Source organism: Mesorhizobium australafricanum (assembly GCF_033977265.1).
In the GTDB taxonomy this organism is placed as follows: domain Bacteria; phylum Pseudomonadota; class Alphaproteobacteria; order Rhizobiales; family Rhizobiaceae; genus Mesorhizobium; species Mesorhizobium australafricanum.
This window is the reverse complement of the sequence record NZ_JAVIIT010000022.1, coordinates 43,406-68,907: the sequence shown is the minus strand read 5'-3', so window position 1 is coordinate 68,907 and position 25,502 is coordinate 43,406. Positions and strand designations below refer to the sequence as shown.

Genomic DNA, 25,502 nt, shown 5'->3' with positions numbered 1-25,502 from the left:
GAGGGTCAGCGGCTGGGGCAGCAGGAGTTGACGAGGTCGGTAAGCGAGGCAGAGACGCTCGCAAGCGCCGAATGGTCGACCGCGTAGCGCGAGCGCTGGTGATCGGCCTCGAAGCGGACCAGCCCCGCCTCGACCAGGATCTTCAGATGTTGCGAAACGGTCGACTGGGCGAGGTCGAGATGATCGACCACTTCACGGCACGAGCAGCAGCGGCTGGCCGAGAGGCGCTTCAGGATCTCGATGCGCGCCGGATGCGAGAGCGCCGCCAGGCGCAGCGCCATGGCGCGGCTGTCGGCGCTGCGGGCTTCAGGGAGGGATTCGATCATCGTCCATCGGCGATAGACGATGGGGGATGACAGGGCAAGCTAGGCGAATGGGTAGATTGAGACGCTGGCAGTGCGCGGCACAACCATTCGCGATCGTCGTCCCAGGGCGGAGCGACGCGGAGCGGCGCGCAGACCCTAGGATGACGAAATCACCCTACTCCGTCTTCGCCGGCGCGGCGGTCATCTGCTCGCCCATGGCCTTCATGTCCGCGGCCTCGCCTTCCTTCGACGTCGAGGGCACCTTGAACACCTGGCCCGGCCAGATGCGGTCGGGATTCCGGATCTGGTCCTGGTTGGCGAGATAGATGGTCGAGAAGCGAGTGCCGTGGCCATAGACGCGGCGCGAGATGCGCCAGAGCGTGTCCTTGCGGCGGATGATGACGGCGCTATCGGCATGTTCGAGCTTCGGTGCAACCGTCTCGGGCACGCCCGTCGAGGGCGTCGCTTCCGCGACCTTGGCCGGAGCCTCGGCGGCCGTTGCCGCTGCCGACGTCTCGGCTGGCTTGGTTTCAGCGGTTGCCGGAGCTGCGGGCGCTTCCGCGGCCTGGGACCCGGCGCCCTGGACCTGCGTGAGCTTGGTCACGGCCGGCTTCGTCTCGCCGGCCTTTGTTTTACCTGGCGCGACGGCGGCGATCGACTCGCCGGGCTCACGCTCGAACGGCACGGCGGCGCGGGCGACGACCTTGGCGCCATCGCTGTCCAGGCCATCGACATGGATGGTGTAGCTGCCGACCGGAATGTCGCGCGTCGCCTCGATCAGGAAATGGCCGTCAGGCGAGGTCTTGGCATCGCCGAGCAGGATGGCGTCGGCGTAGGCGCGCACCTTGCGGCCAGGGTCGGCAGTGCCGGCGACGAAGATCTTGCTGCCGTCGATCTCGACAGCTTCGACGGCGATCTTGGCCTCTGCCGCAGCCGTCGCGGCCGCCGGAGCGGAGGCCTGGCCGCTGGCGGCCGGAGCGGTCGCGGCCGGCGCCGAGGCCTCGCTGGACGCGGCCGGCGCGGCCGTTGTCGGAGCCGTCGTTGCCGGAGCCTGGGCTGCCGGTGCCGCCGGCTTGGTCTCGGCCTGTGGCACGGTGATCAATTGCGAGGCCTTGCCGGGCTCCTCGACCATCGCCAGCACCTGCCCGGTCGGGCTCTGCGGTACCGAGACGACGGCGGTCTGGGCCGAGGCGACGGCAGTGCCGCCAACCGTCTGCCGCAGCGTGATCGTATAGTCGCCTGGCTTCAGCGGATCGTCGAGCACGATGGCGAAGGCGCCGTCGGGTCCGGAATCGGTCGAGCCGAGCACCGTCCCGCCATTCAGGATCTCAACCTTGGCGTTGGGCGCGGCGCTGCCGGCGACGACGATCGAGCCATTGCTTTCGACGCGCACGACATCGAAGGTCGGCAGTGTCGGGCCGGCCGCGGCGGCGGGCGCCTGAGCGGGCGTTGTGGTGGCCGGGGCCGTCGCGTTGTTGGCCGATGCCATCGTGTTGGCCGGCGCCATGGCATTGTTCGCCGGGGCCATCGTGTTGGCCGGCGCCATTGTGTTTGCCGGAGCTTGCGGCACGCGCCCCTCGGTGCTCGTGCTTGTGGTTTCAGCCGGCTTGGTATCTCCCTGCGGAAGCGCCGCGACCTGCGCCGGTCTCTGGTTGATGTAAGGGTCGAGCGCACCCGACCCGTAGGCGACCGCCGCGACGACGACAACGCCGCCCGCCGCGAACAAAAACGCCTTAGAAGGATTGATAGCCATAATCTTGTATTGCCCCCTTAGCCACCTAACGCCGGTCTAGCGTGTTTTGGCGAGTCCGACAAGAAAAAGCCCGCCCCTGGGCTTGACCCCGCCGACCGTCCCTATCACCAATCATCGCCATGAACACGATTCGATCCGTCTGCGTCTATTGCGGCTCGTCTCCGGGCCGCGACGAGGCCTATATCAAGGCCGGCCATACACTTGGCCGTTCGCTTGCCAAATCCGGTTTGCGCCTCATCTATGGCGGCGGCACCAAGGGCATCATGGGCGCCGTCGCCGATGGCGCGCTCAAGGCCGGCGGCAAGGTCACCGGCATCATCCCGCGCTTCCTGATCAACAAGGAGGCGACCGAGACCGCGCTCGACAAGCTCGACGAATTGCTGATCACCGACAACATGCACGAGCGCAAGCACAGCATGTTCGAAAAATCCGACGCCTTTGTGGCGCTGCCGGGCGGCATCGGCACGGTGGAGGAGATCGTCGAGATCATGACCTGGGCGCAGCTCGGCCATCACCGCAAGCCGATCGTCTTTGCCAACGTCAAGGGTTTCTGGGACCCGATGCTGGCGCTGCTCGAGCATATGTCGGCCGAAGGGTTCATCCATAGCGCGCAGCGCGTTAAACCGCTGGTGGTCAACGACCCGGAAGCGATCGTCGCCGCCATCATGGTAGCCGGATCGTCGGTCGATGCGCCGACGGAGGGTGTGCGGGCGGTAATAGACAAAATGTAGGCAGTAGGGATTGGGCAGTAGGCAATAGGGAAGCCCCTCCTACTCCCTACTCCCCTACTCCCCTACTCCCCTACTCCCGGCTTGTCATCGCGCGAGCGCTTCTTCACGATTGCGGCGCGCGGTTCCAAGCATCGAAAGGATCATGAGATGAGCGACGACATCACCGGGGCCATCCCCGCCATCGACATCGCGCCGCTGTTCGGTCCGCCGTCGCCTGCCCGCGACGAGGCCGACCGCCAGATTTTTGCCGCCGCCTCCGGCATCGGCTTCATGACCGCGCGCGGCTTTCCGGGAGCGGAGCTTTTGACGCGCGAGCGGCGCGGCGAGCTTCTGAAGATCTTCGAACTGCCGGATGCGGAAAAGCGGAAGCTGCTGCGCTGGAATTTCGACGCGTCGAAACCGAACTATTATCGCGGCTGGTTCCCGCTGCAGCCGACCGCGGTGTCCTACAAGGAAGGCATCGACATGGGGCCGGACATCGCCCATGCCGATGCCGGGTTCGCGCTGGACGATCCGCTGCTCGAACGCACGCCGCTTCCCGCCGAGAACGATGTTCCTGGATGGAAGGCGGCGGCCGCGCATTACTACCGCTCGATGGAAAAGATCGGCGCGGCGCTGATGGCCTCGATCGCGCGCAGCCTCGGGCTCGAGGACGACATTTTCGACGGCCATTTCCAGGGCGGCATCTCGACGCTCAGGCTGATCCGCTATCCGCTGCGCACCGAGGACGGCTCGGTCGACCTGTCGGGGCCGGAATATTCGGTCATGCACAAGGGCGAGCGGCGGCTGGTGATCGGCCGCGAGCATGCCGATTCCGGCTTCGTGACGCTGCTGGCGCAGGATGGCGTCGAAGGCCTGCAGGCCAGGAACCATGCCGGCGAATGGATCGACGTGCCGCCCGCCGACGGCACGCTGGCGGTGAATTTCGGGCAGTTGCTCGAACGCTGGACGGGCGGCGTGGTGCAGGCGACGCGCCACCGGGTGATCGCGCCGAAGACGGCCCGCTATTCCGTCCCCTTCTTCTACGAGCCGCGTGTCGACGCCGAGATCGCGCCGCTGCCGATCAAGGGCGCCGGTGCCTTCGCGCCCTTCCTCTATGGCGACTATCTATGGGAGTCGGCGACGAATTTCATCGAGATGGCCGGCGTCAAGAACCTGCGAAAGCCAAGGCGGCCAGCGGCCGCCGATTGCAATCGATGAAGGTGCAAATTGCGTTCGACTGATTATCTCGGCCGTCTCTTCGGCCTCGAAGGCAGGCATGCCTTCGTCACCGGCGCCAGCCGCGGGCTGGGCCTCGCCTTCGCCACCGCACTTGCCGGCGCCGGCGCGCGCGTCACCATAGGCGGCCGCAAGGCCGACGAGCTCAAGGCTGCCGGCGACCGTTTGCGCGCCGAAGGCCACACGGTGGCGGAAGCGGTGATCGACGTCACCAACACGCAGTCGGTCGATGCCGCCATAGCGGCGACGGAGGCTGACATCGGCCCGATCGACATCCTGGTCAACAATGCCGGCATCCAGCGCCGCGCGCCGCTGGAGGAATTCAGCGACGCCGACTGGGACGAACTGATGGCGACCAATCTCGACGGCGTCTTCAAGGTGAGCCGCGCCGCGGTGAAGGGCATGATTGCGCGCCGCAAGGGCGTCATCATCAACGTCTCGTCGGTGCAGAGCGCGCTCGCCCGCCCCTCGATCGCGCCTTACGCGGCTAGCAAGGGCGCCATCACCATGCTGACCAAGTCGATGGCCGGCGAATGGGGCCAGCACGGCGTGCGCGTCAACGCGATCGCGCCCGGCTATTTCAAGACCGAGCTCAACGCCACCCTGGTCGCCGACGAGAAATTCTCGAGCTGGCTCACCGGCCGCACCCCGATGCGGCGCTGGGGCGATGTGGAGGAACTGGCGGGGGCTGCCGTGTTCCTGGCTTCGGACGCCGCGAGCTTCGTGACGGGACAGACGCTGCTGGTGGATGGCGGGATCACGAGCGTGCTGTAGCGGGGCCTCACGCCTGCAGGCTTGTCACACCTGTCGACAGATGCGGCTCGACCGGTGCGGCCGTGGTGTCGCTCTCGGCGTTTGCGCCGGCCCTGCCCTTCATTGTCGCGATCAGCACGCGATCCACCGACAGCCTGCCCGAGCCGCTGAGCGCCAGGATGAACATGCCGCCGGCGATGGCGAGATCCTTCTCGAAATGCAGCAGCTCGTTCTGGCTGGCGAAATTGGTGTGGAAAAGGCTGGCCGTCATCAGGCAGAACAGGCCGAGCCCGATCGCGCCCAGTCGCGCCAGGATGCCGAGCGCCACCGACAGGCCGGCGCCGAGCTGCAGCGCGATGGTGGCGACAAGCAGCGGCGTGCCGACGCCAAGCGCGGCCATGGCCTTTTGAGCGCCCTCGAAATGGGTCGCCAGTTCCAGTCCCTCATGCACGAAGATCAGGGATAGAAGCAGGCGGCCGGCAAGCAAACCTAAGTCCCTGACGTGAAGCTTCTCGGCAAGTTCGGTCGGTGTCATCGTCGGCTCCAGTCTTTGGCAACAGGCATCTTGGAAATGGGCCGGGCACCACGCGCCTGGTGGACGCGCGCCCGCTGCGCTTGAGGTTGAAGAGGTCGGAGCCGGCGCGAGGGAGAGGAACGCCGGCTCCGGTTTCGGGCGCCACCGCCGCGGCGCCCAAAAAGTCGGTACTGATGAGGGCGAGGTCGGTGCCAACCCCTCTCCGGCCGCTTCGCGGCCACCCCCCCAGCTTCGAGGGGGCGAGGAAACAAGCCGCGCTACTTCGTCACCTTGGTGTCGATCGCCTGCTTCAGGTCCGACAGCTCCTCGCAGCCCGCCGGGCAGAGCTTTTGCAGCGAGGCGAGCTGCTCGTCGGCCTTGGCCATGTCGCCGGTCTCGACATAGAGCTCGCCCAGATATTCATGCGCCGCCTTGTGGTCGGGCTTAAGCTCCAGCGCCTTGGTGTAGTAGGTCAGCGAGGTCTGGTAGTCGCCGGTCTTGCGCAGCGTGAAGCCGAGCAGATTGTAGACATCGGCCTGCTGGGTATCCTGCGCGAGGTCGCGCAGGTCGGCCAGCGCGCCCTTGTAGTCCTTGGCCTCGATCTTGGCCTTCACGGCCGTCAGGTCCGGCGCGTCGGCGCCTTCGATGTCGTCCACGGCATAGGCCGGGACGGCAATGGCGATCGGGGCCGCGGTCAAGACCGCAATGGCGCCGAGCACCGCGAGAAGTGCGTGTTTCATGGGAGTTGGTTCTTTCTGTTCAGGATCCGATTCCGATCAGATCTGGGTTGGAGTGAAGGCGTAGGCGTTGCCGTCCTTGACGAAGCTGCCTGTGCCGGGGAACGGGAAGTGCGAGCCGCAGATGCGGACATTGTCGGCAATCACCTGATCGACGATCTTGTGGCGCGTGGTGATCGCCATCGGCCCGTCCTGGTCATAAGCGCCCTGCCATTCGGGATGCGGGGCGAGTAGCGCCGGCACGTACATGGTGTCGGCCGAGACGAGGAACTGTTCGGAGCCGGCATCGACATGGTAGACGGAATGGCCGGGCGTGTGGCCGGGTGCCGCCATGATGCGGATGCCGGACACCACTTCCATGCCGTCGTCGACCAGCTTCCAGTTCTTCCATTTCGGGAAGTTTTCGGCGATGCGCTTGCCGGCGGGCTTGCGGCCCTCGGGCAGCTTGGCAAGCCGGCTCGGATCGGTCCACCAATTGTACTCGGTGGCGTTGACTATGAGCTCGGCATTGGGGAACACCGGGTCGTTGGTGCCCTTTTCCATCAGGCCCCAGACATGGTCCGGGTGGAAATGCGAGATCAAGATGGTGTCGATCGCCCTGTAGTCGATGCCGGCGGCCTTCATGTTGGCCGGCAGATGCGTGGCGTTGGCCTGCCACTGGCCGACGCCGGAGCCGGCATCCATCATGATGGTGCGGCCGTTCATCTGCAGGACGACGACGGTGAGCGGGATCGGCATGAATTCGGTGGTCAGCCCCGCCTTGGCGAGTGCGGCCTTGGTGTCGTCGACCGAGACGTCCTTGATAAAGGCCGGGTCATGCGGCTTGCGCCAGATACCGTCATAGACGGCGGTGACCTCGAGCGAGCCGACCTTGTATTTGTAGAAGCCGACGAGCGGCTCGACCGGGGTCTCGGCGTGAGCCGCGGGAGCGAATTCCAGCTTGCCGGCAATGCCGAAGGCGGCAGCGGCGGCGGCGGATCCGAGCACCATGCGGCGTGTCATGTTGAACATCAGAAATCTCCTCTTGTGGCTGCGGTTGGCGGTGGAAGTTTGAGAGAAATGGCGGAGGGCCCGGTGCTGCCCTCCGCCGAGACTGCGGAAAACCGGAGCCGACCGGCCCAACTGAAGGCCGGCCGACGCCGGAGAGCTCAGCGACCCCAGATGCCCTGGCCGGGCTCATCCGCAGCAATCTTGGCCGCCGGCTTCATATCGTGGCGGGCCATGTCCTGCTTCACGATGGAAGCGGTGGTGGTGGTGTCGACAGCGGCGGCCTGCCGGCCGGTGGCGGAGAAGTGGTCGCTGCCGGCAAAAGCGCTGCCAGCGGCAACGAGGATGGCGACTGCGGCAAAGGCGATCTTGTTCATATGCGTATTCCTTCCGGGTCGGTTGGATGCGTGCCTTGGGAGGATGGCCTCGCTACACAACAAGACCCGGAAGGCCCGGGCTTTATTCCCGAGGCGTGGAAGAATTTTTGGGACGCACGAAATCAGGACTGAGGCCGCCTGAGCGTCGGCCGTCATCGAACTGTCACACCCAAACGGGTCGCGCATGCTAAAAACGCTGCCTGGCCGCCCCCCGCGACCCCGACCGCATCAAGAGCCGGCGAAGCCGCCATGAACATCGCCCTCCCCTCCGAAGGCACAGACCTCTCGCCCTACCTGCCGGACGAGCACGGGCTTTTCTTCATCTACTATTTCAAGGCCGACGGTTCCCGCACCAAGGATCCTGCCGAGGCGTACTGGACCTGGCGCAGCTACCAGATCACCGACATGCGCGCCCGCAAGGAAATCGGCGCCGAGCAGGCCCTGCCGGCGCTGGTGCGCGAGGCCTTCCTGTCGCCCAGCCATGGCTGCCAGATCGATTTCGAGGACGACTTCCTCTATGGCGACCTGCCCGACCTCAGGCACGATTTCGCGGAAGCACGCGGGCTCACCCATTTCCGCTTCGCCTTCAACGACAGGATGCTGATCGGCGCCCGCAAGCAGCCGCTGGAATCGGTCGACAAGATCCGCAAGCTGGTGGAAAGCGGCACACGCAAATTCCGCACGCCGTCCGAGCTGATCGAGGCGGTGATTGGCCAGTCGCTCGACGGCATGGCGGTCGAGCTCGACAAGATGGGCGACACGCTCGACGGCATCGAGGACCGCATCGTCTGCGATGCATGGCACAGTGAACGCCAGGCGCTGGTCGACGCGCGCCGCCAGCTGGTGATCATCCACCGGCAGATGGCGACGCTGAGCAACCTCTTCCGCCATCTCGACCATTCGCATCGCGACGACCTCCCCGATCCGATCAACGACATGGCGACGAGGCTCTCACACCGGGCGCATACGCTGCATCACGACGGCGAGCAGTTGCAGGCGCGCACGCGTCTGTTGCAGGACGAGCTGATGGCCAAGCTGACCGAGCAGTCGAACCAGCTGCTCTACATCCTCTCCGTCATGACGGCGGTGCTCTTGCCGATGACCATCATCTCCGGCCTGTTCGGCATGAATGTCGGCGGATTGCCGCTGGTCGACACCCCGCTGGGATTCTGGGTGGTGACGGCGATTTCGGTCGTCATCGCCGCGGTCGTCTACATGATCGTGCGACGGCTCGGACGGGTGTAGCGCGCCGACCCCTATCGTGCCGCGGGAGCCGGCTGGCGGACCTCGCGGCTCCTGAACATCGACCACGAATACATCGCCAGCGCCGTCCAGATCAGCGCGAAGGCAATGGCCTGGGTCTTGCCGAACGGTTCGTCGAAGATCAGCACGGCGATCAGGAACACCATGGTCGGCGCGATATATTGCATGATGCCGATGGTGGACAGGCGCAGCAGCCTGGCGCCGAAGGCAAAGAGCAGCAGCGGCACCGCGGTGACCGGACCGCAGCCGATCAGCAATGCGGTGTCGGCACCGGTGCTGGAAATGAGATGATCCTGGCCGGTGGCGATCAGGTAGACGATGTAGCAAAGCGCCGGCACCGACAACAGCAGCACTTCGAGCAGGAAACCCTGGCTCGGGCCGATCGGCAGCGTCTTGCGGAAGAAGCCGTAGGCGGCGAAGGAGAAGGCGAGCGCCAGCGACACCCAGGGGAGCTTGCCGGCCTCGACGGTGAGCACCGCCACCGCGATCGCGGCCAGCACAACAGCCGCGATCTGCAGCCTGTCGAGCCGCTCGCCGAGCAGCACGGCACCGACGACAACGCTGACCAGCGGGTTGATGTAATAGCCGAGTGCGGTCTCGACTGTGCGGTCGACCGCGATCGCCCAGACATAGATGCCCCAGTTGACCGAGATCAGCACCGCCGTCAGCGCCGCCATGGCAAGGCTTTTGGGCGAGCGGATCGCCGTCTTGAAGTCGGCGGTGCGGCCGGCCCAGATGAGCACCGCCGCCGCGATCGGCACCGACCAGACGACACGGTTGGCGATCACCTCCGCAAGCGGCAGATGCGCCACCGCCTTCATGTAGAAGGGTAGCAGTCCCCAGAGGAAATAGGCGCCGAGCGCCAGAAGGAAGCCGCGGCGGGCCTTGGCATCCTGATCGAGATCGGCTGTTGCGGTGACCATGGCCTATCGCTATGGCCCAGCGGATCGCTCAAGACCATCGCAAAATTATGATGGATCAATGGACTTTTGGTGATGGTTCAACCTACTCCGCCGCCACCAATCCCGCCATGTCGCGGTTCTTCATCAGCTTGTAGATGATCGAATCCATCAGGGCCTGGAAGGAGGCATCGATGATGTTTTCCGATACGCCGACCGTCCACCAGCGGGCGCCGGTGGAATCGTGCGATTCGACCAGGACGCGGGTGATGGCCTCGGTGCCGCCGTTGAGGATACGCACCTTGAAGTCGGCAAGCTCGAGGTCGACGATCTCGCTCTGGTATTTGCCGAGGTCCTTGCGCAGCGCGATGTCGAGCGCGTTGACCGGGCCATGGCCTTCTGCCACCGACATCTTCTCCTCGCCGTCGACCAGCACTTTCACGATCGCTTCCGAAACCGTCTTCAACTGGCCGTTGGCGTCGAAGCGGCGCTCGACCATGCAGCGAAAGGAGGTGACGTTGAAGAACTCCGGCAGGCCGTGCAGCATCTTGCGCGCCAGCAATTCGAACGAGGCGTCGGCGCCCTCATAGGCATAGCCTTCGGCCTCGCGTTCCTTGACCACGGCGATCAGCGCGTCGAGCCGATGATCGTCCTTGGGCACGTCGATGCCGCGCCGCTTCAGCTCGGCGAGGAAGTTCGCCTTGCCGCCCTGGTCGGAAACCATGACGCGACGGCGATTGCCGACGGCTTGCGGCTCTACGTGCTCATAGGTCGCCGGCTCCTTGGCCAAGGCAGAGGCATGGATGCCGGCCTTGGTGGCGAAGGCGGAGGAGCCGACATAGGGCGCCTGCGCTTCCGGCGCACGGTTGAGCAACTCGTCGAAGGCGCGGGAGAGCCGCGAAATGCCGGTCAGATCTTCGGCCGAAATGCCGGTTTCGAAGCGGCTGGCGAAGGCCGGCTTCAGCGCCAGCGTCGGGACGATTGTGATCAAATTGGCGTTGCCGCAGCGCTCGCCGATGCCGTTCAGCGTACCCTGGATCTGGCGCACGCCGGCTTCGACCGCGGCGAGTGAATTCGCCACCGCTTGCCCGGTGTCGTCATGGGCATGGATGCCGAGATGGTCGCCCGGGATGCCGCCGGCGATCACCTTCTCGACGATGGCGCGCACCTCCGAAGGCTGCGTGCCGCCATTGGTGTCGCACAGCACCACCCAGCGCGCGCCGGCGTCGTAGGCGGTCCTGGCGCAGGCGAGCGCATAGTCCGGATTGGCCTTGAAGCCGTCGAAGAAATGCTCGCAGTCGACCATCGCCTCCTTGGCCGAAGCCACCGCCGTCTCGACCGAGGTCTTGATCGCTTCCAGATTCTCCTCATTCGTGCAGCCGAGCGCCACGCGCACATGATAGTCCCAGCTCTTGGCGACGAAGCATATGGCGTCGGACTTAGACTGCACCAGCGCCGCAAGCCCCGGATCGTTGGAGGCGGATACGCCTGCCCGCTTGGTCATGCCGAAGGCGACGAACTTCGCGTTTTCCGTTCGCTTCTTCTGGAAGAAGGCGGTGTCGGTCGGATTGGCGCCCGGATAGCCGCCTTCGACATAGTCGATGCCGAACGCATCGAGCAGCCTGGCGATGGCGATCTTATCCTCGACGGAAAAGTCGATGCCCGGCGTCTGCTGGCCGTCGCGGAGGGTTGTGTCGAAGAGGAACAATCTTTGTTTTTTCATGATGGCAAGGTGCTTGAGCACCCCCCTCTGTCCTGCCGGACATCTCCCCCGCAAGGGGGGAGATCGGCAGCTTTGGCGACGGCGCTCGTCCTGCAGCGTCGGCGATTGGCGAAAGCGAAGGCGACATCCAATCTCCCCCCTTGCGGGGGAGATGGCCGGCAGGCCAGAGGGGGGTGTGACGGAACGCCGTACATCGACTATTTCTTCCCCGCGAACTTATCCGTCGCCCGGATCAGTTGGTCCAAGATCCCCGGCTCCGAATAGGCATGCCCAGCACCCTCGATGAGGTGGAAATCGGCGTTTGGCCAGGCCTTGTGCAGCGCCCAGGCGTATTTCGCCGGGCACGGCATGTCGTAGCGGCCGTGGACGATCGTGCCGGGAATGTCCTTCAGCTTCCAGGCGTCGCGCAGCAACTGCCCTTCCTCCAGCCAGCCGGCATGGACGAAATAGTGGTTCTCGATGCGGGCGAAGGCCACCGCATAGTCGTCCTCGCCGAACTTGCCGCTGGTCTCGGGCTCCGGCAGCAGCGTGATCGTCTCGCCTTCCCACAGGCTCCAGGCAAGGGCAGCCTGAACTTGAGCCTTGCGGTCGGAGCCGACCAGCCGTTTGCGGTAGGCGGCCATCATGTCGCCGCGCTCGGCCTCGGGGATCGGGGCGAGGAACCGCTCCCATTTGTCGGGGAACATCTCGGAGACGCCGAACTGATAATACCATTCGAGCTCGGCGCGGGTGAGCGTGTAGATGCCGCGCACGACCAGCTCGCTGACGCGTTCGGGATGCGTCTCGGCATAGGCAAGCGCCAGCGTCGAGCCCCAGGAGCCGCCGAACACCAGCCATTTGTCGAAGCCCGCCATCTCGCGCAGGCGCTCGATATCGGCGACGAGATGCCAGGTGGTGTTGGCCTCGAGCGAGGCGTTGGGCGTCGACTTGCCGCAACCGCGCTGGTCGAACAGGATGACGTCGTAGAGCTTCGGGTCGAACAGGCGACGGTGTTTTGGCGAGATGGTGCCGCCCGGGCCGCCATGCAGGAACACGGCCGGCTTGGCGCCCTTGGTGCCGCAGCGCTCCCAGTAGATCGTGTGGCCGTCGCCGACATCGAGCATGCCTGTCTCGAACGGCTCGATCTCCGGATAGAGGGTGCGCAAGGAACTGCCGTGGATCGTCATAGTTTCAAGCCCTGCTGCGGCCAGTTGGCCGTCTCGTGGTCGGGGTGCTGGAAGGAGATGATCTGCTCCTGCCGTCGATAGAAATCGGGATCGTCGTGGACCGGCGCCTCGAAGATCTTCTCCACCCAAGGCAGGCGAACCGCGTAGTTGACCTGGATCTGCGGCGCGAGGTCGGAGCGGTCGTCGAAGGCGCCGATGGCGATCTCCAGCGCGCCGGGTTGGCGATAGGTCAGCGGCGTGCCGCAGCGGGCGCAGAAACCGCGATCGATGTTGACCGAGGACTGGAAGTAGCTCGGCTCCTCATGGGTCCATTCGACGCCGTCCTTCGGCACCGTCACCAGCGCGCCGAAGAAATTGCCGAACTGTTTCTGGCACATGCGGCAATGGCAGATGGACGGGCGCCCGAGCTTGCCCTTGATGCGGAAGCGCACGGCGCCGCACTGGCAGCCGCCGGTTCGAACTTGATCGGTCATGGTCTTTCCTCCGGCGGCCATTGGTCGGCGTCGTGATCGGGATGCTGATAGGAGACGAGCTCGGCGAGATAAGGCGCCGAGGCGATGTCGGCCATCGTGTCCTCGGACGGCAGTTTGGGGATGCCGTCGACATAGGGAAGTTTTGCTTCGACGCCCCACTGGATGGTCGGCGCGATGCCTGACGGATCGTCGAAGGCGGCGATCGCAAGCGCCATGCCGTCCGATGCCTCGAACGTAAGCGGCGTGCCGCATTCGGCGCAGAAGCCGCGCCAGGCGGCATTGGACGAGCGGAAGCGTTTCGGCTCGCCGCGCGTCCAGTCGAGCGTGGCGCCGCGCACCGAAACCAGCGGCAGATAGAAATTGCCGCTCGCCTTCTGGCACATGCGGCAATGGCAGACGGAGGCGTCGCCCAGCGCGCCCTCGACGCGGAAGCGCACGGCGCCGCACTGGCAGCCGCCGGTGTAGACCGGCCGGTTGTCGAGGCTCATCGCTCGCTCCTGGTCATCGGCCGGGTCATGGGTTCACTCCGGATCATGGCAGACCGCCTCGACATTGTTGCCGTCCGGATCGAAGACGAAGGCGCCGTAATAGTTGGGATGATAATGCGGGCGCAGGCCCGGCCCACCATTGTCCGCGCCGCCGGCGGCAAGGGCCGCGGCATGAAAGGCATCGACCTCGGCTCGGCTCCGCGCGGTGAAGGCGACACGCTGGGCGGCCTTGGGCTTGTCCGTCCCGCCGCTCAGCCAGAACACCGGCCGGTCGCGGCCATAGCCGCCAACCTTGGCACCGCCGGTATATTCTTCCGGCACCATGTAGAGCAGCGACGCCCCCAGCGGCGCCATCGCCTTGTCGTAGAAGGTTTTGGATGCATCGAAATCGGCGACGTTGATGCCGAGATGATCGATCATGGGACGAGCTCCTCCATTGATGGCGCGGGCGCATCGGCCAGGCCGGCCACGATGACGATGTGCTGGCAGACATTGTCGATATCGCGGATTACGTCGTCGTTCCAGAAGCGCAGGATGGTCCAGCCACTTGTGCTTAGATGCTCGCTTCTTGCTTCATCATATCGCGAGCGTTCCGCTTGGGCATGCTGGCTGCCGTCGACCTCGACTATCAGTCGATGAGACGAGCAGGCGAAGTCAACGATGTAAGGTCCTATCGGCACCTGCCGCCGAAAGCTCATGCCCATCAGCCGATGGGCGCGCAACTCGTTCCAAAGCTTCAGCTCGGCATCGGTCATCGCGCGCCGCATGGATTTTGCGTTTTTGCGCTGACGCGATGGAACGCGGTCGTGACCCATGCTCAGGCCATCCCACGCCGGAGATTAGCGAAACCGCGCGTGACAGCTGATCTCCCCCCTTGCGGGGGAGATGTCCGGCAGGACAGAGGGGGGTGCTGTCCCGCCGACATAGAAGCTACCAGGGAGTGCTGCCTTCTCAGGAAATGGTTATCGCCAAAGCGGGCAAACCGAAGCGTCGGCGTTCCTTCACACCCCCCTCTGTCCTGCCGGACATCTCCCCCGCAAGGGGGGAGATTGGCCTTCGCCGCCGCTTTCGCCAATCGCCCAAGTACCCTCACCGCTTGATCTCCCACGTCGTCACGCGTTCGCCGGTGACAGGATCCTTGCCGTCCTTCAGCTGCACGCCCTGCGCCAGCAGCTCGTCGCGCAGGCGATCGGCCTCCGCCCAGTTCTTGGCGGCAATCAGCGCAAGCCGATCCGCGATTGCCTTGGCCACCGCCGCCTCGTCCACCTTGGCCGCGCCGACATCGAAGCCGAGGAAGGTGAGCGCCGCCTTCAGCGAAGCAGCGGCGGTGTTCTCGCCGTCACCGCTGAACTCGATAGCCTCGCCGGCGAGCTGAGTCAGCCGCTGGAAGGCGATGTAGGTGGCGAGATCGTCCGACAGTGCTTCCACCACCTCGGCCGGCAGGTCCTTCGCGGGCGCGGGCGCCAGGTCGGCCGCGCGCTTCCATTTGCGCAGCGTGTTTTCCGCCTCCTCCAGCTTGCGCACGGAGAAGTCGATCGGCTCGCGGTAGTGCGTCATCAGCATCGCCAGCCTGAGCACCTCGCCCGGCCAGGTGCGGCCGCCGAACGTCTCGGTCTCCAGCAGTTCGTGGATCGAATAGAAATTGCCGAGGCTCTTCGACATCTTCTGGCCTTCGACCTGCAGGAAGCCGTTGTGCATCCAGACGTTGGCCATGACCCTGGTGCCGTGGGCGCAGCGCGACTGGGCGATCTCGTTCTCATGGTGCGGGAAGATCAGGTCGAGGCCGCCGCCATGGATGTCGAAGACCTCGCCGAGATAGGCGGCCGACATGGCCGAGCATTCGATGTGCCAGCCGGGCCGGCCCCTGCCCCACGGGCTCTCCCAGCCGGGCTCTTCCGGGCTCGAAAGCTTCCACAGCACGAAATCGCCGGGGTTCTTCTTGTGGGCGTCGACGGCGATGCGGGCGCCCGCCTGCTGCTCGTCGAGATTGCGCTTCGACAATTCGCCATAGTCCGGCATCGAGGCGGTGTCGAACAGCACCTCGCCGCCGGCGACGTAGGCGTGGCCGCGTTCGATCAGCTGCCGGATCAGCGACAGCATGTCGGCCTTGCCGTCGGCGCGGGGTGCGACGAACTCGGTCGCTCGCGGCTCAAAGGTCGGCTGCAGGCAGCCGAGGGCTGCGACATCCTTGTGGTACTGGTCGGCGGTCTTTTCGGTGACCTTGCGGATGGCATCGTTGAGCGACAGCTTTCCAGACGCGATATCGTCGCCGAAATCGCGCAGTGCCCTGGCATTTATCTTGTCGTCGACGTCCGTGATGTTGCGCACATACGTGACTTGGCGTTCGCCATAGACTTGGCGCAACAGGCGGAACAGCACGTCGAAGACGATCGCCGGACGCGCATTGCCGATATGGGCGAAGTCGTAGACGGTCGGACCGCAGACATACATGCGCACATTTTGCGGATCGATCGGAACGAAACGCTCCTTCGTCCGCGTTAGCGTGTTGTAGAGGCTGAGGCCCTTCGATACGTCAGACATGCGTGCCCTTCCGATCCCTTAGATTGGTCGGAGCCTTGTCTGCGCCGCAGGCACAAATCGGGCTCCAGCCTGCTGGCCGGGGCGTTTGTCCACTCTAGGGAAAGATGAGGCGAAAACGTCCGGACCAGCGCGAGGCTAGCCAATAATGCAAATGCCACAAATGGCGAAAGACGTTTTCATGGGCGGCTTTATCGCGCTGGCAGGTGTTGCCGTCAAGTCGCTCCGCCGAGGAAAGATGTCGCCGGATCACAGGTAAAGACACGCCGAAACATTTTATTAAACATGTCGGCACAGCGATGAAACATTCGCCGGCTAGACCGCCAGATGTCACGATTTGGTCGGAATCAGCCGCCAAACGCTGCACACGAAACCGTTACCAGGGAAGAGAACAATGGCTCGCAACAAGCAGGAACAGAACCGACAAACGCAGCCCGCACTGGCCAGCCACTACCGCGCGATCGGCCCGGCGGCAATCGTCGCAGCCCTTCTTCACACCGCGAAGAAGAAGAAGCCGGCGCAGAAGATCGTTTCGCCGCGCGCCGCCTGAAACGGCACGACCGGCGCAGTCCCCGACGATGGGGACGCCGGCGATGGGGGCGCCATAGAGCGCCCTGGAGATGAAGGCCCCGAAGCAGCCTCCCGAGGCAAGCAGCCTTCGCTAAAATAGGGTCATCTGGTTTTCGTCCGCGCCCGGCTTCTGGCGCCTGACCTTCTCGGCTTGCGGCCCGACGACGCCCCGCTCCTGAATCTCCGGCCCGGTGTTGGCGACCTTGTTGACAAGGTCGGAAACCGGAATCGCTTCGAAGAAATCGGGTTCGGCGGGCTTGAGCAGGTCGAGCACGTCGCGCGGCTCCTGCGTACGGCAATCGAGCCAGCGGCTGAAGTCGCGTTCCTCGATCACCACCGGCATGCGGTGATGGATATGGGCGATGCCGGCATTGGCCTCAATCGTGAGAATCGCGCCGGTGTCCATTTCCGAGCCGCCCGGTTCGGCATAGGTCTCGATCAGCCCGGCGAAGGCGATCACGCCGCCTTGCTTCGGCCGGATCCAGTAGGGCTGGCCCTTTTTGCCGCCCGACTGCTGCCACTCGTAAAAGCCGGAGGCCGGCACGAGAGCGCGACGATGGCGCATGGCGGTCTTGAACGAGGCCTTCTGCAGCACGCCTTCGGAGCGGGCGTTGAAGAGCAGCGGAAACGCCTTGGTGTCCTCGACCCAGGCCGGGATCAGGCCCCAGCGCACCAGCATCGCCTGGCGGTCCGGCAAGTTCGAGCCAGGCGCTCGCTGAGGGCCGGCGAGCGCCACCAGCACTGGCTGCGTCGGCGCGATGTTGTAGCGCGCGGGAAATTCCTCCAGTTCGGCCAGGCCAAGCAAGGCGGCTGTCCGGTCCGGCGTGGCGGTCAGGGCAAAGCGTCCGCACATGGGTCTGGGCTCGTCGATTGATGCGCCATGAAAGTGGCGATGGAACCGCCACGCCGCAACGGCTAAAGCTTGATCGGACCAGTCGGTCCACAACAGGATGCGGAAACTCGGCGATCCCATGGAACAGCGCAAGATCATACCGGCCGTTTCGGTCGCCATCGTGCGTGGCGAGACGGTGCTTCTGGTCAAGCGCGCGCGGGCACCGTCGCAAGGGCTCTACGCCTATCCCGGCGGCAAGGTCGAGCCGGGTGAAACGCTCGCACAGGCCGCAGCGCGCGAGTTGCAGGAAGAGACCGGGCTAGAGGCCAGCGACTACCACCCGCTGCGCGACATTCATATCGACGGCAGCGGCGAAAATCATGCGGTCGACTATCGCCTGACGGTATTCGGCGCGACCTATGCCGGAGGTGAGCCGGTGGCCAGCGACGATGCCGAGACCGCGGCCTTCTACACGCTGGCCCAAATGGCCGAGATGCCGCTTGCCGGCGATGTGTTCTCGGTCGCCGAGGAATTGCTCGGACCTAGTTCGTAGACGCAATGATTCTGACGAGATTGGCCGGAACTTTCCCAACTTCGCCATCCCAGGGCGAAGCAAGGAGCGAAGCTCTGTCGCGGAGACCCTGGGATGACGACGCGGAGGTTTCTGCCAAGTTCCAAACTACCATCGCCGCTGGCAAACCGCAGTTTCCGTTCCGAAAATCGCCTTGCGGGCGACGAATTGTTTGGTCACATAAGCCGATGACCCGCGCTTCCCTTCTTCTCGCCGCGTGCCTCGCCGTCGGCATCGCCGTCGCGGCGTCCCCAGCGCGCGCCACCGAGGCGCCTTTCGAGCCCGGGCTGATGCGGCTGGCGGAAGTGCTGGGATCGCTGCATTTCCTGCGCAACCTGTGCGGCGAAAAAGGCGACCAGTGGCGGGTCGAGATGGAAAAGCTGCTCGAATCGGAAAACCCCGATCCCGACCGGCGTGCCCGCTTCATCGCATCCTTCAACCGCGGCTACCGCTCCTTCAGCGGCATCTATACGCAATGCACGCCTTCGGCGACCGAGGCGATCGCCCGCTACATGAAGGAAGGCGAGACGCTGTCGCGCGATATCGCTTCGCGCTACGGCAATTGAGGCCGGATCAGCCCCTACTGCGCGTTTTGCGCAGATTTCTTGTGACAATCGGCGCCAATGTGAGGTGCCTTATTGTCTCCTGTCCCGCTCTGGTGCAATCATGTGTTGCGTTTTCGCAACAGCATTAATGAAACGTTAGCACGCAATTGTGGAATTAACTCAAACTGAAGGTTTTGATGCCGCAAGCCGGTCTAATCGGCTAAGCTCGGCATCGATTGAGGGCAGTCTCTCCGGCAATGTAGATTTCGACCCTAAAATTGTCGTATTTACAAAGACTTAGTTGAGACTGCGGACGAACTGACAGGCCAAGCCCAGATCCATCTGTCGGATCGCCGCTTGCAGAAGGTGGACATCGCAATGGAACATGGTGTCAGCGACATCGACGCGTTGGTCAGGGAAGAAAAGCGCCTGACCGCCGTGGAGAGCCACAGCGAAGCCTGGGCCGAGGGCCTGTCGGCCGGCATCGAACCGGAAATCATCGCCGAGGCAGCGCTGGAGACCGCTTTCGGCGAGATGCTGCGCGCCAATGGCGAGACCTCGGCGCTCGCCCTGCTCGACCGCATGCGGGAAAAGGTGATTGCCGGCGCCTTCGAGCCGGAACGCCTGAAGCACTAGCCCCCTGTTTGACAACGACTTTTTGACGGCGCCGCGCCGTTTGGGCATCATGCCCATGCGCTGGACATTCCGAGCGCGGGCCGGGACCGAGCCGGGAACCATGGAGAAGCAAGCGGTGAGATTTTCGATGTCAGGCCGGCCGTGCGGGCTGGCCCTCAGCATCCTGATCGCCGCTTCCTGCATGGCGCTGCCCCTGTGCCTCACCAGCACGCCTTCCTACGCACTGAGCGAAATCCAGCGCGAGGACCTGCCTTCCCCGGTCACCCCGCCCGCCAATGGCGACAGCACCGCGCCCGGAGCCACCGTGCCGATGCCCGAGGCACCCGGCAACAAACCCTCGGACGGCGGCCAGCCGGCCGACGACACGGACAAGTCGAAGCCGGAGACGCCGCCCGCCAATGGCGGCATCACCAGCCCGCGCGCCGATCCAGACGCACCGCCGCCGGCGGTCGTATACGACCTCAACACGCTTCCCGAACCGGTCAAGCGCATGCATGGGCTGATCATCGAGGCCTGCAAAAGCGGCGACATCGAGAAGCTGAGGCCGCTGATCGGCAAGGGCGATGCCATGACGCAATTGTCGCTGGGCGACATTGACGGCGACCCGGTCACCTTCCTCAAGGGCCTTTCGGGCGACGGCGACGGCCAGGAAATCCTCGCCATCCTGGAAGAGGTGCTTTCAGCCGGCTACGTCCATGTCGACACCGGCACGCCGCAGGAACTCTATGTCTGGCCGTATTTCTTCGCGCTGCCGCTCGACAAGCTCGATGCCAGGCAGCGTGTCGAATTGTTCAAGCTGGTCACGGCGAGCGACTATGACGACATGAAGCAGTTCGGCGCCTACATCTTCTACCGCATCGGCATCACGCCGACCGGACAGTGGCTGTTTTTCGTCGCCGGGGATTGAGAGCGTTGTGGCCCACTGAAGTGTCGCAACGCCGGCGGCGAAGGAACTCTACGACAGTCGACAAATCCTATCGGCTGAAACGCTGCAATGGCTCATGCAGCAATCAGAAGGATACCGTGGCCAAATTCGTCAGCCAATTTCATAATAAGCAGCTTCTCACGTGCCGTAAGGCGCTTTTGATCGACAAAGCGCCAGTTGCGTTCGTAAAGCGCAAAGGCCTCTTTAGCGGGGATGGGGCGCGCGACGTCGCGGTTCCAGGCGAGGGCCTGGAGCTCGGGAAACTCCGCGGGAATGATCGGCGCAATATTCGCGGTCATGGCGCATCCAACATAGTGCAGAGCGCTTAACAAATCCAATTTTGGCAGGTTAGGCCGGCAGCGCCTCGGAAAACTCCACCGCCCTGCCCTGGCCAGGTGTCGCGATCTCACCTTCCCACATGACGCGCGTGCCGCGCACGATGGTGCCGACCGGCCAGCCGGTGACCTGCCTGCCGTCATAAGGCGTCCAGCCGGCCTTGGAGCCGGCCTGCGCGTTGGTGATGGTCTCGCGCCGCTTCATGTCGACGACGGTGAAATCGGCGTCGTAGCCGGCGGCGATGCGGCCTTTTCTGGCCATGCCGAAAATCCGCTGCGGGCCGTGGCTGGAAAGGTCGACGAAGCGCTGCAGCGAGAGCCGGCCGGCGTTGACATGGTCGAGCATGATCGGCACCAGGGTCTGCACGCCGGTCATGCCGGACGGCGAGGCCGGATAGGTCTTTGCCTTCTCGGCCAACGTATGCGGCGCATGGTCGGACCCCAGAACATCGACGATGCCTTGGGAAATGCCGTGCCAGACGCCGTCGCGGTGGCGGGCTGCGCGCACCGGCGGATTCATCTGGATCAGCGTGCCCAGCCGCGCATAGTCGTCGGCCGTCAGCGTCAGGTGGTGCGGGGTGGCCTCGCAGGTCGCGACATCCTTGTGCTGTTCGAGGAAGACGATCTCCTCGGCCGTCGATATATGCAGCACATGGATGCGCGCGCGTGTCTGCCTGGCGATGCGCACCAGGCGCTCCGTGCAGCGCAATGCCGCGACCTCGTCGCGCCAGACGGGATGCGACGACGGATCGCCCTCGATGCGTTCGCCGAGCCGTTCGCGCAGACGGAATTCGTCCTCCGAATGGAAAGCCGAGCGGCGGCGGGTGTTGCGCAGGATCGAGGCGACGCCTTCATCGTCCTCGACCAGAAGGTCGCCGGTGGACGAACCCATGAACACTTTTATGCCGGCCGCTCCCGGCAGCCGTTCCAATTCGCCGACATCGCCGGCATTGTCGCGCGTGCCGCCGACCCAGAAGGCGAAGTCGCAATGCATGCGGCCGGTGGCGCGGCGCACCTTGTCGGCGAGCGCCGCCTCGCTGATGGTCAGCGGATTGGTGTTGGGCATTTCGAAGACGGCGGTGACGCCGCCCAGCACGGCGGCGCGGGAGCCGGTTTCCAGATCTTCCTTGTGCTCCAGGCCCGGTTCGCGGAAATGCACCTGGCTGTCGATAACGCCCGGCAGGATATGCAGACCCTTGCAATCGATGGTTTCGCCGGCCGAGGCCTGGCTAAGATCGCCGATTGCCGCGATGCGGCCATCCTTGACGCCAATGTCGCGAAAACCCTCGCCGTCATGGTTGACCACCGTGCCGCGTGTCAGGGTGAGGTCGAAGGTGGTTGCCATGGGCAGGTCCAATCTCTTGCGGGGGGAGTGTGGCCGGCTTACGTAATGACCGAACGTTTTGCAAGATCAGGCCGATTTCACGCTCATGCCCTTTACCCAAATCAAGGACCGCGCGCTCATTTCCGTGTCAGGCCCCGATGCCGAGCATTTCCTGCAGAACATCCTCACCACCGATCTGGACACGCTCGGGCCGGGCGAGGCAAAGCCCGGCGCGCTGTTGGCGCCACAAGGCAAGATCCTGTTCGATTTCCTGATCTCGCGCACCGGCGACAACGGCTTCCAGTTGGAATGCCGGGCCGACATCGCCGACGATTTCGTGCGCCGGCTGATGCTTTACCGGCTAAGGGCCAAGGCCGATATTGCCAAGCAGGATCAGGCGCTTGTCACGGTCGCATGGGGCGATGATTCAGCCGCTTCACATTTCGATTCAATCGGGGCTGATTCAACGGCGCTTGCCGACACACGTTTTCGCGACATTGCGATCAGCCGCACCTATGGCGGCGAGACAAAGGACGGTGGCGATCCAAATACCTGGCAAAAAATTCGCATCGCCCACGGCATTGCCGAAAGCGGCAGCGACTACCAGCTTGGCGACGCCTTCCCGCATGATGTGCTGCTCGACGAAACCGGCGGAGTCGGCTTCAAGAAGGGCTGCTATATTGGCCAGGAGGTCGTCTCGCGCATGCAGCATCGCGGCACCGCCAGACGCCGTGTCCTGATCGCCGTCGCCGCCGGTCCGCTACCCCCGGCCGGCACGGAGGTGACGGTCAACGGTCGGCCGGTCGGCACGCTGGGTTCGTCAAACGACGGGCGCGGTCTGGCCATCGTACGTATCGACCGCGTCAAGGCGGCGATCGACGCTCACGATTCGATCAGGGCCGGCGAGACGCCAATCATGCTTGCCATCCCGCACTGGGCGAAATTCACCTACCCGCAGGACGCGGCCAGCGCGGAGGAGGCCTGATGGCGGCCGACCGGGCCGGCGCGCCGCCGCGCGCCTGGCAACGCATGCTTTCGGGCCGTCGGCTCGACCTGCTCGACCCATCGCCGCTCGACATCGAGATTGCCGACATCGCGCACGGCCTTGCCCGCGTCGCCCGCTGGAACGGCCAGACCAGCGGCGACCATGCTTTCTCCGTCGCGCAGCACTCGCTGCTGGTCGAGGCGCTCTATGGCGAGCTGGCGCCGGAAGCTACAGCCGAGGCGCGGCTCGCCGCCCTGCTGCACGACGCGCCCGAATATGTCATCGGCGACATGATCTCGCCGTTCAAATCGGTGATGGGCGGCTCCTACAAGGATTGCGAGCTGCGCCTGCAGCACGCCATCCATCTGCGTTTCTCATTGCCGGCGGAGCTTGACGCCTCCTTGCGTAAGGACATCAAGCGTGCCGACCAGATCGCCGCCTATTACGAGGCGACGCTGCTGGCCGGCTTTTCGACGGCGGAAGCGACCGAGTATTTCGGCCGGCCGCGCGGCTTCTCCGCCGACCGCTTTGACTTCTCGCCAAAATCCGTCACCTGGGCGCAAACGGCTTTCCTCAAGCGTTTCAAGTCGCTGGAAGCCAAGCGCCAGTTTTCGCTTGCCGTGATTTCAACCCCACGAAAGAACGCTAAATTAACCCGGGACTAGGACAGTATGCGTTCGGTCTCGGTCCGAAGGCGTGCTCATGCCTGACGCACATGTCAAGACTGGTTCGGCTGCCGGCAGGCGGAAGGCGGCCGGCATTGGTCCGGTGCGACGAATAGCGGAAGAATTGCGGGCCCAAAACGAGCGCTTCGCGGCGGCCGTCGAGAACATGTCGCATGGGCTGTGCATGTTCGACGCCGATGAGCGGGTGATCATCTGCAACCGTAACTACATCGACATCTTCAGCCTTGACGCCAAAGTGGTGAAGCCTGGCATTCGTTTCTTCGACGTCTTGCAGCACAGCGTCGACATCGGCATCGCCTCGCAGAGCGCCGCCGAGCTCTACGCAATCCGCAAGCCTTACATCGACGGGGCCAAGCCTTCGACCTACGAGGAAGTTCTGTCGGACGGGCGCATCATCGTCATCTCGCATCGGCCGATCGCCGTCGGCGGCTGGGTTTCGATCTACCAGGATGTGACTGAGCAACGGCGCGCCGAGGCGGAGTTGAAAGAGCAACATCGCCGCTTCGACGCCGCTTTGGCCAACATGTCGCAAGGCCTGCTGATGTACAGCGCCAAGGGCCGCCTGATCGTGCGCAACCAGCGCTTTCTGGATCTGTGCAACGCCAAAGCGTCGGACTTCACGCTTGGCATGACACATCGCCAGATGCTGGGGAAACTCATCCGTCTCGGCATCTTCGCGCCACTCGAAATCGACGTTGAAGTCGCAAAAACCAAAGTCAGGCTGGAGGCCGGCCAGTCACATTCCAGCTATCGCGAATTGGTCGACGGCCGAACGCTCTTCGTCTTGCGGCGGCCACTCGCCGGCGGCGGGTGGGTGGCGACCTTCGAGGATGTCACCGAGCGCCGGCGCGCCGAAGAGCGCATGACGCATCTTGCGCATCACGACACGCTGACCAATCTGCCCAACCGCTCGATGTTTCGCGAACGGCTGGACCACGCGCTTGGCGAGGCCAAGGCCCAGCCGCTGGCGATCTTCTCGCTCGACCTCGACCGCTTCAAGGCCGTCAACGACACGTTCGGCCACCCGGCCGGAGACTGGCTGCTGAAATGCGTTGCCAAGCGGTTGCAGCACTCCGTGCGCAGCAGCAAGGACATGGTGGCCCGCTTCGGCGGCGACGAGTTCGCTATCATACAGTTCGGCATCAAGAGCGTCGCCGACGCCGAAAAGCTCGCCAAGCGCATCGTCGAGATCGTCGGCAAACCCTATCGCGACAAGGGGCGCGAAATGCATGTGGGCGTCAGCCTCGGCATCGCGCTCTATCCCGGCGACGGCCACGATGCCGACACGCTGCTCACCAATGCCGACATGGCGCTCTACCGGGGCAAGAGCGAAGGACGCAATGTCTACCGCTTCTTCGAGCCGGGCATGGATGCCCTGATGCGGGAGCGCCGTGCGCTTGAAGTCGATCTCGACACAGCACTCTCCAAGCGCGAATTCGAGCTCGATTTCCAGCCGATCCTCAACATCGGCTCCGGCAAAATCGTCGGCGCGGAAGCCCTGATGCGCTGGCGCTCGCCGTCGCGCGGCCTGGTCTCGCCGGAAAACTTCATCGCCGTCGCCGAGGAAACCGGATTGATCGTGCAGCTCGGTGACTGGGCGTTGCGCAAGGCTTGCAATGTGGCTGCGAACTGGCCTCGGGACATGCGCATGGCCGTCAACGTCTCGGCCGCGCAGATCAAGAGCGGCGGCTTCGCCCGCGGCGTGATCTCGGCGCTTGCCTTTTCCGGCCTGCCGGCCAGCGGCCTGGAGCTCGAAATCACCGAAACGGTGATGATGGACGAAAGCGATGCGGTGCTGAAGACGCTCAGACAGTTGCGCGGCCTCGGCGTGCGCATCGCGCTCGATGATTTCGGCACCGGCTATTCCTCGCTCGGCTATCTCCGACGCTTCCCCGTCGACAAGATCAAGATCGACCGCTCCTTCATCCGCGATCTCGACAAGCGCGACACCGCGGCGATCGTGCGCACCGTGATCGGGCTTGGCGCGGAGCTCGGCATCACCGTCACCGCTGAAGGCGTCGAAACCGAGGCGCAGCTCGACATGCTGCGCAAAGCCGGCTGCGGCGAGGCGCAAGGCTATCTGATCGGCGTGCCGACCAAGGCGTCCCACATGGGCCGGCTGCTGCGCGCGCAGGCGCTGCTGCGCCAATCGGGCTGACGTCGAACCT

29 protein-coding genes are annotated in these 25,502 nt (G+C 64.6%); 12 read left to right on the top strand and 17 right to left on the bottom strand.

Annotation, left to right across the window (positions count from 1 at the left end):
* Positions 1 to 5 precede the first annotated feature (5 nt).
* Together RFM98_RS28310 and RFM98_RS28305 are read right to left on the bottom strand one after the other, a co-directional pair.
* Positions 6 to 326 carry an ArsR/SmtB family transcription factor gene (locus RFM98_RS28310; RefSeq protein WP_320311857.1) on the bottom strand — a complete coding sequence of 107 codons (321 nt, stop codon included), beginning with the start codon at positions 324 to 326 and terminating at the stop codon, positions 6 to 8.
* A gap of 154 nt (positions 327 to 480) precedes the next feature.
* The gene (locus tag RFM98_RS28305) at positions 481 to 2,058 is read right to left on the bottom strand and encodes a LysM peptidoglycan-binding domain-containing protein (RefSeq protein WP_320311856.1); all 1,578 of its coding nucleotides are present in this window, start codon (positions 2,056 to 2,058) and stop codon (positions 481 to 483) included.
* A 119-nt stretch (positions 2,059 to 2,177) separates the two neighbouring features.
* Between RFM98_RS28305 and RFM98_RS28300 the strand changes: the two genes are divergently transcribed.
* The 3 genes from RFM98_RS28300 (at position 2,178) to RFM98_RS28290 (ending at position 4,781) form a co-directional block, all read left to right on the top strand.
* Entirely contained in the window at positions 2,178 to 2,789 is a 612-nt protein-coding gene (locus RFM98_RS28300) for an LOG family protein (RefSeq protein WP_320311855.1), read from the top strand.
* Positions 2,790 to 2,936: 147 nt separating this feature from the next.
* Positions 2,937 to 3,989, top strand: coding sequence for an isopenicillin N synthase family dioxygenase (locus RFM98_RS28295; RefSeq protein ID WP_320311854.1), 1,053 nt, complete (start codon positions 2,937 to 2,939; stop codon positions 3,987 to 3,989).
* Between the two features lie 9 nt (positions 3,990 to 3,998).
* Positions 3,999 to 4,781, top strand: a complete 783-nt coding sequence (locus RFM98_RS28290) for a glucose 1-dehydrogenase (protein WP_320311853.1) — start codon at positions 3,999 to 4,001, stop codon at positions 4,779 to 4,781.
* Positions 4,782 to 4,788: 7 nt separating this feature from the next.
* Here the strand turns inward: RFM98_RS28290 and RFM98_RS28285 are convergent, their stop codons facing one another.
* The 4 genes from RFM98_RS28285 to RFM98_RS28270 form a co-directional block, all read right to left on the bottom strand.
* Positions 4,789 to 5,295 carry a DoxX family protein gene (locus tag RFM98_RS28285; protein ID WP_320311852.1) on the bottom strand — a complete coding sequence of 169 codons (507 nt, stop codon included), beginning with the start codon at positions 5,293 to 5,295 and terminating at the stop codon, positions 4,789 to 4,791.
* Positions 5,296 to 5,552: 257 nt separating this feature from the next.
* Positions 5,553 to 6,014, bottom strand: coding sequence for a tetratricopeptide repeat protein (locus RFM98_RS28280; RefSeq protein WP_320311851.1), 462 nt, complete (start codon positions 6,012 to 6,014; stop codon positions 5,553 to 5,555).
* Between the two features lie 36 nt (positions 6,015 to 6,050).
* Entirely contained in the window at positions 6,051 to 7,022 is a 972-nt protein-coding gene (locus RFM98_RS28275; RefSeq protein WP_320311850.1) for an MBL fold metallo-hydrolase, read from the bottom strand.
* 137 nt (positions 7,023 to 7,159) lie between these two features.
* Positions 7,160 to 7,375, bottom strand: a complete 216-nt coding sequence (locus RFM98_RS28270; protein ID WP_320311849.1) for a DUF680 domain-containing protein — start codon at positions 7,373 to 7,375, stop codon at positions 7,160 to 7,162.
* Positions 7,376 to 7,624: 249 nt separating this feature from the next.
* Here RFM98_RS28270 and RFM98_RS28265 point away from each other — a divergent pair, with 249 nt between their 5' ends.
* Complete coding sequence (locus RFM98_RS28265) at positions 7,625 to 8,620, top strand: transporter (RefSeq protein ID WP_320311848.1); 996 nt, start codon at positions 7,625 to 7,627, stop codon at positions 8,618 to 8,620.
* Positions 8,621 to 8,631: 11 nt separating this feature from the next.
* Here RFM98_RS28265 and rarD read toward each other — a convergent pair whose 3' ends face one another.
* The 8 genes from rarD to cysS all read right to left on the bottom strand — a co-directional run bounded on the left by rarD (position 8,632) and on the right by cysS (position 15,928).
* Positions 8,632 to 9,561: an EamA family transporter RarD gene (gene rarD, locus RFM98_RS28260; RefSeq protein ID WP_320311847.1), complete on the bottom strand. Its 930-nt coding sequence runs from the start codon at positions 9,559 to 9,561 to the stop codon at positions 8,632 to 8,634.
* Positions 9,562 to 9,643: 82 nt separating this feature from the next.
* Complete coding sequence (cimA, locus tag RFM98_RS28255; protein WP_320311846.1) at positions 9,644 to 11,260, bottom strand: citramalate synthase; 1,617 nt, start codon at positions 11,258 to 11,260, stop codon at positions 9,644 to 9,646.
* Positions 11,261 to 11,457: 197 nt separating this feature from the next.
* On the bottom strand, positions 11,458 to 12,426 hold the full coding sequence (gene pip / locus RFM98_RS28250) for a prolyl aminopeptidase (RefSeq protein ID WP_320311845.1): 969 nt from the start codon (positions 12,424 to 12,426) through the stop codon (positions 11,458 to 11,460).
* Positions 12,423 to 12,899, bottom strand: coding sequence for a GFA family protein (locus RFM98_RS28245; protein ID WP_320311844.1), 477 nt, complete (start codon positions 12,897 to 12,899; stop codon positions 12,423 to 12,425). The genes pip and RFM98_RS28245 overlap by 4 nt, the downstream gene beginning before the upstream one ends.
* A complete protein-coding gene (locus RFM98_RS28240) occupies positions 12,896 to 13,387 on the bottom strand; it encodes a GFA family protein (protein ID WP_320311843.1) in 492 nt (163 codons plus the stop codon). Before RFM98_RS28240 ends, RFM98_RS28245 begins: the two co-directional genes overlap by 4 nt.
* A gap of 33 nt (positions 13,388 to 13,420) precedes the next feature.
* Positions 13,421 to 13,807 carry a VOC family protein gene (locus RFM98_RS28235; protein WP_320311842.1) on the bottom strand — a complete coding sequence of 129 codons (387 nt, stop codon included), beginning with the start codon at positions 13,805 to 13,807 and terminating at the stop codon, positions 13,421 to 13,423.
* Positions 13,804 to 14,202: an endonuclease domain-containing protein gene (locus RFM98_RS28230; protein WP_320311841.1), complete on the bottom strand. Its 399-nt coding sequence runs from the start codon at positions 14,200 to 14,202 to the stop codon at positions 13,804 to 13,806. The genes RFM98_RS28235 and RFM98_RS28230 overlap by 4 nt, the downstream gene beginning before the upstream one ends.
* 274 nt (positions 14,203 to 14,476) lie before the next feature.
* Positions 14,477 to 15,928, bottom strand: a complete 1,452-nt coding sequence (gene cysS / locus RFM98_RS28225) for a cysteine--tRNA ligase (RefSeq protein ID WP_320311840.1) — start codon at positions 15,926 to 15,928, stop codon at positions 14,477 to 14,479.
* 391 nt (positions 15,929 to 16,319) lie between these two features.
* Between cysS and RFM98_RS28220 the strand changes: the two genes are divergently transcribed.
* Complete coding sequence (locus tag RFM98_RS28220) at positions 16,320 to 16,475, top strand: hypothetical protein (RefSeq protein WP_112095803.1); 156 nt, start codon at positions 16,320 to 16,322, stop codon at positions 16,473 to 16,475.
* Between the two features lie 111 nt (positions 16,476 to 16,586).
* Here RFM98_RS28220 and RFM98_RS28215 read toward each other — a convergent pair whose 3' ends face one another.
* A complete protein-coding gene (locus RFM98_RS28215) occupies positions 16,587 to 17,348 on the bottom strand; it encodes an SOS response-associated peptidase (RefSeq protein WP_320311839.1) in 762 nt (253 codons plus the stop codon).
* Between the two features lie 118 nt (positions 17,349 to 17,466).
* Here RFM98_RS28215 and RFM98_RS28210 point away from each other — a divergent pair, with 118 nt between their 5' ends.
* The 4 genes from RFM98_RS28210 (at position 17,467) to RFM98_RS28195 (ending at position 19,986) form a co-directional block, all read left to right on the top strand.
* Positions 17,467 to 17,880, top strand: coding sequence for an NUDIX hydrolase (locus tag RFM98_RS28210; protein WP_320311838.1), 414 nt, complete (start codon positions 17,467 to 17,469; stop codon positions 17,878 to 17,880).
* A 206-nt stretch (positions 17,881 to 18,086) separates the two neighbouring features.
* A complete protein-coding gene (locus RFM98_RS28205) occupies positions 18,087 to 18,464 on the top strand; it encodes a TIGR02301 family protein (protein ID WP_320311837.1) in 378 nt (125 codons plus the stop codon).
* A gap of 357 nt (positions 18,465 to 18,821) precedes the next feature.
* A complete protein-coding gene (locus RFM98_RS28200) occupies positions 18,822 to 19,079 on the top strand; it encodes a hypothetical protein (RefSeq protein WP_040984202.1) in 258 nt (85 codons plus the stop codon).
* A gap of 115 nt (positions 19,080 to 19,194) precedes the next feature.
* Positions 19,195 to 19,986, top strand: a complete 792-nt coding sequence (locus RFM98_RS28195) for a hypothetical protein (RefSeq protein ID WP_320311836.1) — start codon at positions 19,195 to 19,197, stop codon at positions 19,984 to 19,986.
* Positions 19,987 to 20,078: 92 nt separating this feature from the next.
* Here the strand turns inward: RFM98_RS28195 and RFM98_RS28190 are convergent, their stop codons facing one another.
* Together RFM98_RS28190 and RFM98_RS28185 are read right to left on the bottom strand one after the other, a co-directional pair.
* Complete coding sequence (locus RFM98_RS28190; RefSeq protein WP_320311835.1) at positions 20,079 to 20,303, bottom strand: hypothetical protein; 225 nt, start codon at positions 20,301 to 20,303, stop codon at positions 20,079 to 20,081.
* A gap of 49 nt (positions 20,304 to 20,352) precedes the next feature.
* Positions 20,353 to 21,684, bottom strand: coding sequence for a dihydroorotase (locus tag RFM98_RS28185; protein ID WP_320311834.1), 1,332 nt, complete (start codon positions 21,682 to 21,684; stop codon positions 20,353 to 20,355).
* 85 nt (positions 21,685 to 21,769) lie between these two features.
* Here RFM98_RS28185 and ygfZ point away from each other — a divergent pair, with 85 nt between their 5' ends.
* Genes ygfZ through RFM98_RS28170 form a run of 3 tightly spaced genes read left to right on the top strand, consistent with a single transcriptional unit; the run spans position 21,770 to position 25,492 of the window.
* The gene (gene ygfZ / locus RFM98_RS28180; protein WP_320311833.1) at positions 21,770 to 22,648 is read left to right on the top strand and encodes a CAF17-like 4Fe-4S cluster assembly/insertion protein YgfZ; all 879 of its coding nucleotides are present in this window, start codon (positions 21,770 to 21,772) and stop codon (positions 22,646 to 22,648) included.
* Positions 22,648 to 23,313, top strand: a complete 666-nt coding sequence (locus RFM98_RS28175) for a YfbR-like 5'-deoxynucleotidase (RefSeq protein WP_320311832.1) — start codon at positions 22,648 to 22,650, stop codon at positions 23,311 to 23,313. Before ygfZ ends, RFM98_RS28175 begins: the two co-directional genes overlap by 1 nt.
* 37 nt (positions 23,314 to 23,350) lie before the next feature.
* The gene (locus RFM98_RS28170; protein WP_320311831.1) at positions 23,351 to 25,492 is read left to right on the top strand and encodes an EAL domain-containing protein; all 2,142 of its coding nucleotides are present in this window, start codon (positions 23,351 to 23,353) and stop codon (positions 25,490 to 25,492) included.
* The last annotated feature ends 10 nt before the right edge of the window (positions 25,493 to 25,502 follow it).

What these genes read in the sequence shown, in the direction of transcription:
- RFM98_RS28310 (WP_320311857.1), bottom strand. Translation starts at nt 326, where the DNA reads ATGATCGAATCCCTCCCTGAAGCCCGCAGCGCCGACAGCCGCGCCATG.
- RFM98_RS28305 (WP_320311856.1), bottom strand. Translation starts at nt 2,058, where the DNA reads ATGGCTATCAATCCTTCTAAGGCGTTTTTGTTCGCGGCGGGCGGCGTT.
- RFM98_RS28300 (WP_320311855.1), top strand. Translation starts at nt 2,178, where the DNA reads ATGAACACGATTCGATCCGTCTGCGTCTATTGCGGCTCGTCTCCGGGC.
- RFM98_RS28295 (WP_320311854.1), top strand. Translation starts at nt 2,937, where the DNA reads ATGAGCGACGACATCACCGGGGCCATCCCCGCCATCGACATCGCGCCG.
- RFM98_RS28285 (WP_320311852.1), bottom strand. Translation starts at nt 5,295, where the DNA reads ATGACACCGACCGAACTTGCCGAGAAGCTTCACGTCAGGGACTTAGGT.
- RFM98_RS28280 (WP_320311851.1), bottom strand. Translation starts at nt 6,014, where the DNA reads ATGAAACACGCACTTCTCGCGGTGCTCGGCGCCATTGCGGTCTTGACC.
- RFM98_RS28275 (WP_320311850.1), bottom strand. Translation starts at nt 7,022, where the DNA reads ATGTTCAACATGACACGCCGCATGGTGCTCGGATCCGCCGCCGCCGCT.
- RFM98_RS28270 (WP_320311849.1), bottom strand. Translation starts at nt 7,375, where the DNA reads ATGAACAAGATCGCCTTTGCCGCAGTCGCCATCCTCGTTGCCGCTGGC.
- RFM98_RS28265 (WP_320311848.1), top strand. Translation starts at nt 7,625, where the DNA reads ATGAACATCGCCCTCCCCTCCGAAGGCACAGACCTCTCGCCCTACCTG.
- rarD (WP_320311847.1), bottom strand. Translation starts at nt 9,561, where the DNA reads ATGGTCACCGCAACAGCCGATCTCGATCAGGATGCCAAGGCCCGCCGC.
- cimA (WP_320311846.1), bottom strand. Translation starts at nt 11,260, where the DNA reads ATGAAAAAACAAAGATTGTTCCTCTTCGACACAACCCTCCGCGACGGC.
- pip (WP_320311845.1), bottom strand. Translation starts at nt 12,426, where the DNA reads ATGACGATCCACGGCAGTTCCTTGCGCACCCTCTATCCGGAGATCGAG.
- RFM98_RS28245 (WP_320311844.1), bottom strand. Translation starts at nt 12,899, where the DNA reads ATGACCGATCAAGTTCGAACCGGCGGCTGCCAGTGCGGCGCCGTGCGC.
- RFM98_RS28240 (WP_320311843.1), bottom strand. Translation starts at nt 13,387, where the DNA reads ATGAGCCTCGACAACCGGCCGGTCTACACCGGCGGCTGCCAGTGCGGC.
- RFM98_RS28235 (WP_320311842.1), bottom strand. Translation starts at nt 13,807, where the DNA reads ATGATCGATCATCTCGGCATCAACGTCGCCGATTTCGATGCATCCAAA.
- RFM98_RS28230 (WP_320311841.1), bottom strand. Translation starts at nt 14,202, where the DNA reads ATGGGTCACGACCGCGTTCCATCGCGTCAGCGCAAAAACGCAAAATCC.
- cysS (WP_320311840.1), bottom strand. Translation starts at nt 15,928, where the DNA reads ATGTCTGACGTATCGAAGGGCCTCAGCCTCTACAACACGCTAACGCGG.
- RFM98_RS28220 (WP_112095803.1), top strand. Translation starts at nt 16,320, where the DNA reads ATGGCTCGCAACAAGCAGGAACAGAACCGACAAACGCAGCCCGCACTG.
- RFM98_RS28215 (WP_320311839.1), bottom strand. Translation starts at nt 17,348, where the DNA reads ATGTGCGGACGCTTTGCCCTGACCGCCACGCCGGACCGGACAGCCGCC.
- RFM98_RS28210 (WP_320311838.1), top strand. Translation starts at nt 17,467, where the DNA reads ATGGAACAGCGCAAGATCATACCGGCCGTTTCGGTCGCCATCGTGCGT.
- RFM98_RS28205 (WP_320311837.1), top strand. Translation starts at nt 18,087, where the DNA reads ATGACCCGCGCTTCCCTTCTTCTCGCCGCGTGCCTCGCCGTCGGCATC.
- RFM98_RS28200 (WP_040984202.1), top strand. Translation starts at nt 18,822, where the DNA reads ATGGAACATGGTGTCAGCGACATCGACGCGTTGGTCAGGGAAGAAAAG.
- RFM98_RS28190 (WP_320311835.1), bottom strand. Translation starts at nt 20,303, where the DNA reads ATGACCGCGAATATTGCGCCGATCATTCCCGCGGAGTTTCCCGAGCTC.
- RFM98_RS28185 (WP_320311834.1), bottom strand. Translation starts at nt 21,684, where the DNA reads ATGGCAACCACCTTCGACCTCACCCTGACACGCGGCACGGTGGTCAAC.
- ygfZ (WP_320311833.1), top strand. Translation starts at nt 21,770, where the DNA reads ATGCCCTTTACCCAAATCAAGGACCGCGCGCTCATTTCCGTGTCAGGC.
- RFM98_RS28175 (WP_320311832.1), top strand. Translation starts at nt 22,648, where the DNA reads ATGGCGGCCGACCGGGCCGGCGCGCCGCCGCGCGCCTGGCAACGCATG.
- RFM98_RS28170 (WP_320311831.1), top strand. Translation starts at nt 23,351, where the DNA reads ATGCCTGACGCACATGTCAAGACTGGTTCGGCTGCCGGCAGGCGGAAG.